The sequence below is a fragment of the Bacillus jepli genome (assembly GCF_047238305.1).
Taxonomy (GTDB): domain Bacteria; phylum Bacillota; class Bacilli; order Bacillales; family Bacillaceae_L; genus Ferdinandcohnia.
Map to the genome: position 1 here is coordinate 4,600,360 of NZ_JBDFMO010000001.1, position 12,159 is coordinate 4,612,518.

The 12,159-nt window shown below is 39.9% G+C and carries 11 protein-coding genes; 1 reads left to right on the plus strand and 10 read right to left on the minus strand.

What is annotated here, in order from left to right; all coding sequences use genetic code 11:
- Window positions 1–2: 2 nt before the first annotated feature.
- From ABC371_RS23365 to ABC371_RS23385, 5 genes are all read right to left on the minus strand, one after another.
- Complete coding sequence (locus ABC371_RS23365) at window positions 3–1,700, minus strand: CocE/NonD family hydrolase (RefSeq protein ID WP_412899004.1); 1,698 nt, start codon at window positions 1,698–1,700, stop codon at window positions 3–5.
- 60 nt (window positions 1,701–1,760) lie between these two features.
- Window positions 1,761–2,171, minus strand: coding sequence for a Zn-ribbon domain-containing OB-fold protein (locus tag ABC371_RS23370; RefSeq protein ID WP_412899005.1), 411 nt, complete (start codon window positions 2,169–2,171; stop codon window positions 1,761–1,763).
- Entirely contained in the window at window positions 2,172–3,335 is a 1,164-nt protein-coding gene (locus ABC371_RS23375; protein ID WP_412899006.1) for a thiolase domain-containing protein, read from the minus strand.
- 99 nt (window positions 3,336–3,434) lie between these two features.
- The gene (locus tag ABC371_RS23380) at window positions 3,435–4,394 is read right to left on the minus strand and encodes a phosphotriesterase family protein (protein ID WP_412899007.1); all 960 of its coding nucleotides are present in this window, start codon (window positions 4,392–4,394) and stop codon (window positions 3,435–3,437) included.
- A 21-nt stretch (window positions 4,395–4,415) separates the two neighbouring features.
- Window positions 4,416–5,450, minus strand: a complete 1,035-nt coding sequence (locus ABC371_RS23385) for a phosphotriesterase family protein (protein ID WP_412899008.1) — start codon at window positions 5,448–5,450, stop codon at window positions 4,416–4,418.
- A 725-nt stretch (window positions 5,451–6,175) separates the two neighbouring features.
- Between ABC371_RS23385 and ABC371_RS23390 the strand changes: the two genes are divergently transcribed.
- The gene (locus ABC371_RS23390; protein WP_412899009.1) at window positions 6,176–7,420 is read left to right on the plus strand and encodes an MFS transporter; all 1,245 of its coding nucleotides are present in this window, start codon (window positions 6,176–6,178) and stop codon (window positions 7,418–7,420) included.
- 158 nt (window positions 7,421–7,578) lie between these two features.
- On the opposite strand, the gene ABC371_RS23395 is transcribed toward ABC371_RS23390, so the two are convergent.
- The 5 genes from ABC371_RS23395 to ABC371_RS23415 all read right to left on the minus strand — a co-directional run bounded on the left by ABC371_RS23395 (window position 7,579) and on the right by ABC371_RS23415 (window position 12,148).
- Window positions 7,579–8,706 (minus strand): NAD(P)/FAD-dependent oxidoreductase, encoded by a 1,128-nt coding sequence (locus ABC371_RS23395; protein ID WP_412899010.1) that lies wholly within the window; start codon window positions 8,704–8,706, stop codon window positions 7,579–7,581.
- Window positions 8,707–8,762: 56 nt separating this feature from the next.
- Window positions 8,763–9,968, minus strand: coding sequence for an aminotransferase-like domain-containing protein (locus ABC371_RS23400; RefSeq protein ID WP_412899011.1), 1,206 nt, complete (start codon window positions 9,966–9,968; stop codon window positions 8,763–8,765).
- 63 nt (window positions 9,969–10,031) lie between these two features.
- Window positions 10,032–10,367: a DUF1904 family protein gene (locus ABC371_RS23405; RefSeq protein WP_412899012.1), complete on the minus strand. Its 336-nt coding sequence runs from the start codon at window positions 10,365–10,367 to the stop codon at window positions 10,032–10,034.
- A 63-nt stretch (window positions 10,368–10,430) separates the two neighbouring features.
- The gene (locus tag ABC371_RS23410; protein WP_412899013.1) at window positions 10,431–11,231 is read right to left on the minus strand and encodes an ABC transporter permease; all 801 of its coding nucleotides are present in this window, start codon (window positions 11,229–11,231) and stop codon (window positions 10,431–10,433) included.
- Window positions 11,228–12,148, minus strand: coding sequence for an ABC transporter permease (locus ABC371_RS23415; protein WP_412899014.1), 921 nt, complete (start codon window positions 12,146–12,148; stop codon window positions 11,228–11,230). The genes ABC371_RS23410 and ABC371_RS23415 overlap by 4 nt, the downstream gene beginning before the upstream one ends.
- Window positions 12,149–12,159 lie beyond the last annotated feature (11 nt).

Consider the following 12,159-nt stretch of genomic DNA (forward strand, 5'->3'; position numbering starts at 1 on the left):
TTTTATTGATTCGTAATGTCAAAATTTTTAGGGATTACTGGTAAAACAAGTCGTGATGGATGATCTGCATCCCGATAGATTTTATGCATGGTTGCACGTCCACTCGGTAAGTGGTAGCTATCAGGTGGTAATAATTTTGCATCCTCTCCATCAAGTGGTTCGTTACATGCAAGCTCCAATTCCACTCGATGTCCTGGCTTAATTAAAAATGAGAATGGATATAGACGAATCGCATACTCAATAATTTCACCCGGTGGTACAGGAATTGCTCGAGTATGTGGATGCCACGGTTCACCGTATGTTGATTTGTCTTCATCTAATTCGCGATGAGATGCCTTTAAATAACCTGATGTCATTAGGGTACGTTTACCATTTGGGTCAACATCATAAAGCTTCGCAATAAAGTTCGTATCGTCCGTATCAATTTCTGCAAAAAGATATAATGCACCTGTACCAGTCATTTCGACCGCTTCACGGAATTTATCCGTTGACCATTTCAGATTTTGTGATTTTGTTGTTACCGTTAAAGGTGCTTGATAGAAACCATCAGGATGTGCATACTCAGATGTTAATGGTTCGCGTTTCTCACTAATTTTATGACGAGGACGCAAGTAGAAATCTTTATGTTCTATATTTGGTAATGGCCATTGTTTCTCTTTGCGCCATTTATAAGAACCTTCTACTGAGAATTGGACAGTTGGTTCGTCCATGATACCTGTATCAATTCCTTTTAACCAATAATCGTACCATCGGAACATTTCGTCATGACATTCATGGAATGGTCTTTCTAACATTGGTGGAAGTGCTTGAATGTCTAGCTTTTTCACGCCTTGTACACGGTGGAAGCATTCGATTGTTCCCTCCACATTCCAGCCGCGTCCCCATTTTGCTTGGAAGTAAACAGGTATATCTACTTTATGGGCCACATCAATTGCGCTATCTTTTTGCCAGAATGGACCATCCAATGGATTTAATAAATAATCCATCCACAACTCATGTCGGTCTTGGTAATGTAAAAGGTGAACAAAATCCGACCAGTGTGCAATATCTGGATCCTTTAAGCGCTCTTCGGTCATGCGCTGTAGCTCTTCTGGTGAATATACTTTTGAGCTCTTACTCGATACATGATTGAACGCATTTCCACTGTCACCTCCGCGTCCTTCACGAGATGCGCGTGGCATTAACCACATAATTCCACCGTGATAGCAAAGCTCATAGAGATCGAAGTGGCCACCATTGACAAATATGGCCTTTAAGTGTGGTGGCTTTTCGGCTGCACCTAAAATTTGAACAGACGCAAAATAGGAAATACCAATCATCCCAACATTGCCATCACACCAATCTTGCTCGGCCATCCATTCTACAATGTCATATATATCTTTTCCGTCACCATGACCACCAGAATTGTAGTTCCCACACATTTCACCTTCAGAGTGACCAGTACCACGAACGTCAGCGATAATATGTGCATAACCATTTTCAACAACAACTCGGATATCTCCTGCCTCGATTGCGCCATTCCATAGATGACTTGGACGTGCTTGAGGAGGTAATGTCAACGCTTGTGCCTGAAGTTCTTTTCCATATGGGCTAAGAGCAAGTAACGCAGGTACTTTTTCTACACCATCCGGAAGGTAAATATCCGCTGCAATATGTACACCATCACGCATGGGAATACGTACATTCTTATTAATTATCATGTTCATTCTCTCCCCTTACGTTTTTTTAGTAATATAAATTTTTACTAGATTGTTAGGTTTTTAAACAGGAGTAAAACATGGAACAAATGGTCCTGGATGAGCGTCGTCTCCACTTTGTTTGAACACAACTTTTACCCGTTGATTAATCTGAAGTGAATCTAAGTCGCAATCCACAAAATTGGTCATAACTCTTGGACCTTCATCCAGTTCAACGAAGCCGATAGCATACGGAACACCTCTGCGCATGACACTGTATGTATAAATGGTTCCAGTCCCTTTCGCTTCTTTCCAGGTTGTTTTTTCACTTTGACAATAAGGACATACTAAACGTGGATAAAAATGATATTCCTTGCATTCGTCACAAAGTTTAATTAAGAGTTTTCCTTCTGAAGTGGCATCCCAAAATTCGTTAAGTTCCGGTTGAATCTCAGGAATCGCCATTGTTCTAGATTGATACATCGTCGCCATCATCTACACCCTCTCTAAGATAAGTGTTGCACTACCGTGACGACTTGCAAGTCCGCCACCAGTGCCATGAACTAATGCAATATCACAATTTCCCACCTGAACTTTTGGATGTGCTTCACTTCGTAGCTGACGTACAGCCTCTAACACTTTCACGATTCCGCCTCTACCCGCTGGATGATTGTTATTCAATCCGCCTCCGTCGGTATTAATCGGAAGCTTGCCGACTCCTGAAATTAGGTTTCCATCAGCAACAAACTTACCACCTTCGCCTTTTTTACAGAAACCTAAATCCTCAAGCTGCATCAACACCGTAATGGTAAAGCTGTCATAAATGGATGCATACTTGATATCTCCAGGTGTAATACCTGCCTCCTCGAACGCTTTTGGTCCAGACCATACTGCGCCAGAATAGGTAAGATCTACTTTGCCTCCATTTAACCCTTTAGGTGACTCACCACTGCCCATTACGCGAATAAGAGGACGTTTTAAACTTTTCGCAATTTCGGGCTTCACGACAACTAAAGCACCACCACCATCACTAACAACACAGCAGTCTAATCGGTGTAAGGGATCGGCAATCATCGGTGATTCGAGAACATCCGCAACAGATACGACATCTCGAAGCATTGCATTTGGATTATATTGGGCATGATGTGACGCAGCGACCTTAACCCATGCTAACTGTTCACTCGTCGTTCCGTATTCATACATGTGTCGCATCGCCGCCATTGCGTATTCGTTCACGGCTGTTGGTCCATAAGGGAGTTCAAACGGCGCATCTGGAACATTTGCACCGACCACTTTTTGCTTCACACCACTTCTGCCTTCTGAACGTGGACGCCCTGCCATCGTAATCAATGCAACATTGCATTTACCTGCAGCGATGGCCTCGGCAGCATGGGAAACATGAGCAATATAGGATGACCCGCCTATTTCTGTAGAATCTATATGGCGTACATTAAGTCCTAAATATTCAGCCATAGACAAGGCGCCACCAGGGGCGTCCCCCGCACAAAAGTAGCCATCCACATCTGCAAATGAAAGTCCTGCATCCTCTAATGCTCCTTTTGCACATTCAGCGTGTAAAGCTGCAACAGATTTATCAGGTGCCTTGCGTGTCGGATGCTCGAATGCCCCGACAATATAGGCCATGCCTTTAATACTCATTTTCAGTAACCTCCGCTAATCTAGTAAAAACCATTTATGGATTACATTCATTTGTAGAAAAAACTGTTGCTGAAACTATTAAAAACTTTCTTTTCTTGATTAACGAGGATCTTGCATCGTTAAAATTTTTGCAGGATTATGGACTAGAAGCTGTTCAAATACTTCTTCACCTACACCCGCTTTACGAAGGTCCGGTAAAAATTCTTCAAACAGATAGTTGACTGAATGTCCTTTCAATCCTGGCCATCCAAGAGCACAGCAGTTTGCATCAGCTGAAATGAGAGCCCTACCTACAAAACCTTTTCCTAGGAAACGAAGGAAATGTTCAACACGTTCTTTTCGAGGACGTGACCAATAGGGGGCACCTTCCATCTCACTGTCATAGCCGATTGTATCGAAGCCAACCCAGCCACCAAGCTCTGCAATCAAACTATCGCGGTCTTCATCAAGGTAACCGCCATCATCTGCATGCCCCATTAGGACGCGATCAAGAGGTAAGCCTTCTTCATTAAAAATGGCGATTGCGGTTTCAGCATCTACGCATAAATGTGTAATAATCGGAACACCCGTTTTTAATGCTGCTCGAGCTGCTGCACGATAAATTCGTTTATCAAGTTCGCTTAATTTACCGCCTCGGCTTACACCTACTTTGATAGCGCCTGCCTTTGCGCTCGTACCATCAATACCAACTGTTACTTCATGAATGAACAAATCCGTTAGATACTCGATGGATTTGTTACGAAAATATGGTAAAGCGGAGTCCCCCGCTACAAAGCCGGTAACTGCAACAATATGTACGCCCGTTTTTCGTGAAAGGACTTGGAAATATTCAAGGTCACGCCCATTCCCAATCCCTGTGCAGTCGACAAATGTTTTACCACCATGTTCACGAAAGCGACGTAGCTTCTGAACAGTCACTTCAAATGCTTCCTCAGGCGCTTTCCACCATTGAGTATCTAAGTCACAGCCTGGTAGACCAAATCCAATATGCTCATGCATGGCGACGATCCCTAAATCTTCTGTCGGGATTGTACCTAAAACTGTATTAACCTTCCCCATTAACTGATTCACTCCTCACCCTTAGTTTTGCTTTGTTTGGACAATTGCTTCTTTTTCTGTATTCACTGGAGCGTGGACCGTAAGTACACGTTGTGGATTTTCTTCTAACAAAGTGCGAATTTGTTCTTTTGTCGCACCTGCTTTTTGCAAGATTGGTAGAAATGTAAATAATAAGTATTCATATGAATGATCTTTCGCCAGATGGCCCTTGGCAACTCCAACCGCATTCGTTGAAATAAGGACACGGTCTCCATAACCTTCTTCGAACAATTCTAGGATTAACTCCGCCCGTCTTGTATCGTTAATAAACCCTTCTTCCGAGGACCAACCAACATGGTCTAACGCAACGTAAGCTCCACGGCTGGCAACAGCGAATGCTTCTCTCTGTTCAACCGCATCTAGACGGTCAAGTCCTCCGATAATGACACGGCTGGAAGAAACTCCTTCATCTAATAGAATTTCTAATTCCTTTACAGCATCTGCACCATATTGCACGGATACGGGAACTCCTGTTACAAGAGCTGTTTGTGCTGAGCCGCGGAATAGATTCGTTTCTTTTTCCGTAATCCCAGTTTGACTAGCGATGGAAGTCACTAAGCCAGCCGAACTTGAACGTTCAACACGTGGCACAACAATCCCTTCTGTCACTTCTTTTGTAAACAAACCAGAAAATTGTTCAGCAGACCAAGGAGTTGGTGGATTCTTTTGTGGTGTAACAAAGTATCCACTTAACATTGGTTCAGGACCTAAGCCTGTTGAAGCAATAATATGTACCCCAGTTGATTTAGAAAGAGTTTCATAGAGCTTTATATCACGACCGTGGAACATGCCACTTCGATCAACGATGGTTTTACCACCTAGTCGGCGAAACTCGATTAGTTTACTTTTTATCGTTTCAAAAATTTCACTTTTGTCCATTTTAATTTCTGGCGCGAATTCTGCACCTGGTACCACTGAAAGAAGTGATTCATGGATGAGTACAACACCTAATTCATCAGCTGGTACCAATCCAAGAACAGTACGAACAACGCCTGACTTATTTTCTTTATGTGCCATAATGAGCCTCCCACCATTTAAATTGTTCTTCAAAAAAATTGAAAACAATGATTATTTACCGTAAATCTACCAACACAACCAACCCTTAAAGGATAGGAGAGTCTACCCACAAAATAAGCGGAAACTCCTATTTGTAATCGCTTTCTATAAAATAAATGCCCCGCCTTCTGCCAACTCTCATGTTGATATTTAAACATTATAATATTGTTATACCAAAGTCAAACTAATTTTTTAATAATTCCCAATAAAAAGAATACTAGAATTATATCGTTATTATTTGGATATATTTTTATCAACTCTCCCTTTCTCACGCAAAAAGGTAGTTTTTTCAAGAACCATGCACTCTCGAAAGACAATTAAGGAAATTTAATAGATTAAAACACTTTTAAATAAATCACATTTACATTATTTAATAAAAAGCAAAATATTTTTTTGAAATGTTCTTTTGCCTTAGCCTTTTGGATAAAAGTTGACCCATTTCAGTTATACAACGGAACTTTTGTCGAAAATTTAATCGCTTATTTTAAAAAATAAGTTTCATATTATTCAGATTCTTTGGTATATTAGTCCTAACAACCAAACCTTAAAGTGTAAACGACTTCAAAGAAACTTAATAGATGCCCTTAAAATAACTTTTAAGGGAGTTGATAACACATCAAATAACCTATTTTTTGTTCCTTGTCTCTTCGGTTTTAAGAACATAAAAAAAGGATGTGTTATTCAAAATGGAAAAAAGAAAGTTTTGGAGTTACGAGAATCAATTAACGGTTATCTTCTTCTTTGCAATTGGGTTTGTATTTTTTGATAGACTCGCGATTAACTATTTATACCCATTTATGCAAGGAGACTTTGCAATTTCGAATACAGAAATTGGGATCGCAAGTGGAGCACTCGCATTAACATGGTCGGTTGCGAGTCCTCTTGGAGGATATTTATCTGACAAAGTCAAAAATCAAAAGCTCCTATTAGCAGTTATCGTTCTTTTATTTTCAACAGTTTCTTTATTACATGGTTTTATTGCAACAGTCGGGATGCTGTTCTTTTTACGTTTGATGATGGGGATTGCAGAAGGACCAATCATTCCAATTGCACAGTCAGTTATGGCGATTGAATCTTCGGAAAAACGTCGAGGATTTAACACGGGGATCACAATGAACACGAGTAATGCCATTCTAGGAGGTTTGTTAGCACCGATCATCGTTGTTGCATTGGCGGAACGCTTTGACTGGCATATGGCATTTTATTTAACGATTATCCCTGGGATTGTGTTAGCCATCTTCATCCTTAAGACAATGAAAAACAAACCAGATTATCAGAACACAGCGACGCAAGCGCAGGAAAAAGTTAGTTTTAAACAAGTACTTAAAACACGTAATATTTGGATTGGCGTTATTCTATTCAGTTTATACATGACATCCTTAATGGCATTTCAAATTTACACACCGTCCTTCTTGGTTGGATTTAGAGGATTTACGCCAAGTACAATGAGTATCATAATGGCTTCATTTGGTCTTGGTTACGCAATTTTCGGTATGGTCATTCCTGCTCTTTCTGACCGTTTTGGACGTAAACCAGTGATTGCATTATTCTCTTTGCTCATCATTGCGATGCCACTTTTAATCGCAAATTTAACGGCTTTACCAGCACTTATGCTTGTCGTTTTCTTTTTACCAGCAGGCTTCAGCTTGGGTTCAATTTTCATGTCTACCATTCCTGCTGAGTCTGTTTCATTTAAACTAGCAGGTGCTGCGATTGGGATTGTTACAGGATTAGGAGAATTTTTTGGCGGGTTCTTAAGTCCAATTATTACAGGTATAGCAGCGGACAAATTAGGTCTTCAGGCACCGTTATTCATTAGTGCCGGTGCAGGATTATGTATATTATTAGTTTCATTCTTACTTATTGAATCCGCTCCATCTAAGGTAAAAGTAAAACCAGCACAAGACGTGAATAAACAGATTCATGCATGATTTTTACGTTAATCACGTTGAAAAAATAACAAACTATTAAAAACTAAAAACCCCCTAAGTTGGATGTTTAGTCCAACTTAAGGGGGTCACTTCAACACTGTGAGGATTTTTGTTTTTTGGTACGATGTACCTACCGGGTGACTTTGCCTGCTTTTCTCTCAAACATATCTTTTCATCTCAATCGCACGACCAGGGCGACATGGTGTAAGATCCAGTTCAATCTCTTCATCCTGAATCATCGAAGCTGCCAAACGACCAACATACGGACCCATAGTAAGCCCGGATGCCCCTAATCCAGTAGCAAGTAAAACTCCTTCGAGAGTATCTACTGTTCCTAGTATTGGTAAAATATCTGGTCCCATTGGTCGAAATCCGATTCGAACCTCTTCCAAAGTTCCATCTTCTAGACCAGGCGCAACTTCCAGAGCTTCGGTAAGTACCTCATTCACCCCACCGGCAGTCAATCGATAATCAAAACCTGATTCTGTTTCTCTTGTCGCCCCTGCTACGATCTTACCAGCGTCAAATGGGACAATATAATGAGTGGACTGTGGTATAATAATTGGCCAATCAGAAGTATCCTTTCCAAGTAATTTTATGTGCCCAATCTGACCACGTTGTGGTTTAACGTTTAAATGGATACCAAATGGCTCCAATAATTTCGGAGCCCATGCACCTGTAGTAATAAGGACTCGATCTGCAAAAATCGTTTTATTATCTACGGTAACACCTATGACCTTCCTGTTCTCATGGACTAGTTCTGCTTCACCTTCGACAAACTCAGCACCGTTACGTTGCGCAGCACGTTTTAGAGCATCTCGTAGTAAAGCTCCATCGACTCGTGCCCCTCCTGAAACATATAAGCCTTCCAAGTCTTTATTAAGTGGTGGAAAGAACTCTCGAGCCTGTTCTCCATTGAGACGAAGAATATCACCTATTTCAGGTGCATCAACCCGTTTGTTTTTCACTCTCTCTTCAATTTCATCCAACTTAATAGGGTCCGAGGATACACATAATGCCCCTACTTTTTTATAGCCAACTTCATCTTCGCCTTCTTCTTGCAAGGTAGAGATTAACGTTTGGTAGAAACCAAAACTGTTCTTAGCAAGGCTATACCAAGTTTCGTTTTCTATCTCTTTCAACCAGGGACAGACAATCCCCGCTCCTGCAGAAGTTGCCTTACCTTCTTGTTTTTTGTCAATCATGATGACATCTAGATTATTTTTGGCCAAGTGATAGGCGGCACTTGCACCTACAATTCCCGTTCCTATTACAATAATTTTCATTTACTCACTCCCTCTACATAATTACTACCACATTTCTATACCACTCTATCAAAAACCTATTCTCTATTTACTTGCATAACGGATTTCTTAAATACAGATACTAATCGTTCCATACCTAGACTAATTTGTTCTGGGCTTGAATGGGTAAAATTAAGGCGTAACGTATTTTGCTGCGGATTTTCAACATAGAATGGACTTCCTGGTACATATGCGACACCATGTTCTAGTACCTCTGATAATAAGTCTAGTGTGTTTATACTCTCATGGACTTTAACCCAGATAAACATTCCGCCTTTTGGTTCAACCCAATTTACAAAATTAGCATCTAATGTTTTTAAATAGTCTTGCATCGTGTTCATATGATGATTGTAATTTTTTCTCAACATACGGATATGTGCGTCTAGGTCCATATCTTTCATTAAGTAATACAGTGCTTGTTGGTTAAGTGGGCTAGACATAAGATCTGCTGCCTCTTTAATTTGCGATAAATATTTTAGGACATCTTCAGGTCCTGTCACCCAACCTATACGCAAAGAAGGAACCACTGTCTTTGAAAAAGTGCCTGTATATACAACATGTGATTTCTGATCATCCATGGCTGCAATAGGGATAAACTGATCATCCTCATTGAATTGAATATCTCCATACGGATCATCTTCTAAAATGAGCGTATTATATTTATAAGCGAGTTCCAATAATGCTTTACGGCGTTCTTTACTCCACACTCTACCCTCTGGATTTGAAAATGTTGGGACAACATAGATAAATTTCGGTTGGTATTGAATTACTTTCGATTCCAACTCATCAAGATACATTCCATCTTCATCACCATTTACTCCAACTACATTCGCTTCATACGATTCAAATGATTGTACAGCCGCAAAAAACGTGGGATTTTCAGTGAGGACGACATCACCTGGCGATATCATAATACGGCTGAATAAATCAATCGCTTGTTGAGCTCCAGTTGTTAATAGGATATTTTCTGGATTTGTTTGTATTCCTTTATTTAATACACGCTGACTTATAAGCTCTCTTAAAGGCATAAACCCCGGAGTCATTCCATATTGCAAACTTCTGTTCCCAGATTCAAAAACTTTATCAAATGCTTTTTTGATAGCTGCTGAAGGAAAATAAGGTTCATATGGATTTCCTCCAGCAAACGAAATGACCTCACTTCCTTTTTTTTGAATTAGACCGGCTATTTCACGAATAGGAGAAGACTTAAACATCTTCGTTCGTTCCGCAAAGCGATTGCTCATATAGATGAGCCTCCCTTCAATATCAATTTTTGTCCAAATGGTAATGCTATATATTTATAGCCTTTAAAAAGTAGCAAAACTCTTACCATTCAAATAATACGCAGATTCCAAAAATGAACTAAACGCAACCTCTACCTCGGGAATTCCAAGTACTTGAATATGTGTGGTGACAATAGCAGCAAATTGATTTCTAATTTCCTCCCCACGTTCAAACCACTTTACTTCAATAAATGGATATCCTGGTACTTCAATGCCATCAGATACATAGGTAGAATGGAGAACTTCTAGAGTAAAATTGTCCGTTCCACAAACACATAAATCCGCCAATTCTTGTACAAGTGTGGTACTAATCTTTTTAACTTGTACAACTGAAACCCCTCTAATCAATAAATGTGGCATTTATATCCCTCCTCTTACATTTTCAAACTTTCCCTATGGAAGGGGGATGTATAACGTAAAATACTAGTCTTTCGAACCAAATACTTTTCCTATCCCTAGTACCCTTTCGATAACAATCATTAAAACGAAAGTCAAAAAAATCACGATACTAGATACGGAAGTAATAACTGGGTCGTACTGGTATTGCATGTAAGTGAAAATACGTACTGGCAATGTAACGACATCCGTACTAACGATAAAAAGTGCAACAGTTAAGTCATCAAACGAAGTAATGAAGGCAAAAATGGCTCCGGCAATTACACCTGATTTAATAATTGGAAGCGTTATTTGAAAAAACACCCTCATGCTTCCCGCCCCCAGATTCATCGCTGCTTGCTCGACAGTCCGATCAAAACCTACTAAACTGGCAACCACCAAGCGCATAACAAACGGGATGGTTAAGATAATATGACCAATTACTAAAGCCATTGGGCTCGCTGCCAAACCAATCCAAGAATAAAACTGTAACAATGCTACGCCAAAGACGACAGATGGGATCAAAAGAGGTGAGCCCACTAGCTGCATTATTGCTGTTTTCCCTCTAAATTGATATCTAACAACAGCAATTGACGCCATTGTTCCAATCACTGTGGCAACAAGGGCAGTACCAAAAGCAACCCATACACTGAGCATGAACGACTGAATAAACTCCGGATGATTTACTAATTCGGTATACCACCTTAATGTGAAGCCTTTAGGTGGAAACACGATATACTCAGTAGTTGTAAACGATGATAATATAACAACAACGATAGGAGCGGCCAAAAAGATATAAACGATCAAACAAACGAAATTTAAGCCGATTTTAGGCAACAATTTCCTCATTGAATGGCCACTCCCTTCTTTGAATTCATTAACAATTTGCTATAAATGATGATTGTAATAGTAGCGATTAAAATAAGTAAGAACCCAATCGCAGATCCGTAAGGCCAATTTAACATGACGGCGACCTGTTCATATGTAAGATACGACATCACCTTTACCTGTGGACCCCCAAGAATCGATGGAGTAACGAACGAACTTACACCTAAGCTAAATACCATAACGGAACCAGCAAAGATACCAGGCAATGTTAACGGTAAGACAATGGAGAAGAATGTTCGTAACGGACTAGCACCTAGATTCTGTGAAGCTCGAATAACAGATGGATCAATTCTTTCCAAAGACCCCATAATACTTAAAACCATATAAGGAAATAGAACGTGTACCATTCCGATAATCACACTAAACTCTGTATATAACAAAGTTAAAGGTCTATCAATTAACCCAAAATGTTGTAATGTATTGTTAATCACACCATTGTTGTTTAACAGAATAACCCAGCCATAACAGCGTATAACCATACTAATTAACAGTGGCGACAAAACTAGCAAGGTTAAATAATTTTTGATTCTACCTTTTGCTTTTGAAATTTGATAGGCAACTGGAAACGATATAACAATGGCCACTAAGGTGGTCAAGAGAGCTATTTTTATTGTCCGCCAAATCACCACAAGATACGATTTTTCAGAAAGAAACTTAATATAGTTTTGAAGAGTCCAGTCATTTCCTATCCCACTTGAAGCATCAAATGTCTTAAAACTCGTGATGAAAAGGAAGAACAGCGGAAGCAAAAAGAAGAATAGAAAGATACCTAGGGTTGGAAGCAATAAGAGCATATAATCAAGCTTTTTCTTAGTTAAATTCTTTTTCTTCTGCTTGATTAGCAATTCCTGTTCTTGATATGTGGTTTCAGCTTGCATGTAAGTTGTCA

What these genes read in the sequence shown, in the direction of transcription:
- ABC371_RS23365 (WP_412899004.1), bottom strand. Translation starts at nt 1,700, where the DNA reads ATGATAATTAATAAGAATGTACGTATTCCCATGCGTGATGGTGTACAT.
- ABC371_RS23370 (WP_412899005.1), bottom strand. Translation starts at nt 2,171, where the DNA reads ATGATGGCGACGATGTATCAATCTAGAACAATGGCGATTCCTGAGATT.
- ABC371_RS23375 (WP_412899006.1), bottom strand. Translation starts at nt 3,335, where the DNA reads ATGAGTATTAAAGGCATGGCCTATATTGTCGGGGCATTCGAGCATCCG.
- ABC371_RS23380 (WP_412899007.1), bottom strand. Translation starts at nt 4,394, where the DNA reads ATGGGGAAGGTTAATACAGTTTTAGGTACAATCCCGACAGAAGATTTA.
- ABC371_RS23385 (WP_412899008.1), bottom strand. Translation starts at nt 5,450, where the DNA reads ATGGCACATAAAGAAAATAAGTCAGGCGTTGTTCGTACTGTTCTTGGA.
- ABC371_RS23390 (WP_412899009.1), top strand. Translation starts at nt 6,176, where the DNA reads ATGGAAAAAAGAAAGTTTTGGAGTTACGAGAATCAATTAACGGTTATC.
- ABC371_RS23395 (WP_412899010.1), bottom strand. Translation starts at nt 8,706, where the DNA reads ATGAAAATTATTGTAATAGGAACGGGAATTGTAGGTGCAAGTGCCGCC.
- ABC371_RS23400 (WP_412899011.1), bottom strand. Translation starts at nt 9,968, where the DNA reads ATGAGCAATCGCTTTGCGGAACGAACGAAGATGTTTAAGTCTTCTCCT.
- ABC371_RS23405 (WP_412899012.1), bottom strand. Translation starts at nt 10,367, where the DNA reads ATGCCACATTTATTGATTAGAGGGGTTTCAGTTGTACAAGTTAAAAAG.
- ABC371_RS23410 (WP_412899013.1), bottom strand. Translation starts at nt 11,231, where the DNA reads ATGAGGAAATTGTTGCCTAAAATCGGCTTAAATTTCGTTTGTTTGATC.
- ABC371_RS23415 (WP_412899014.1), bottom strand. Translation starts at nt 12,148, where the DNA reads ATGCAAGCTGAAACCACATATCAAGAACAGGAATTGCTAATCAAGCAG.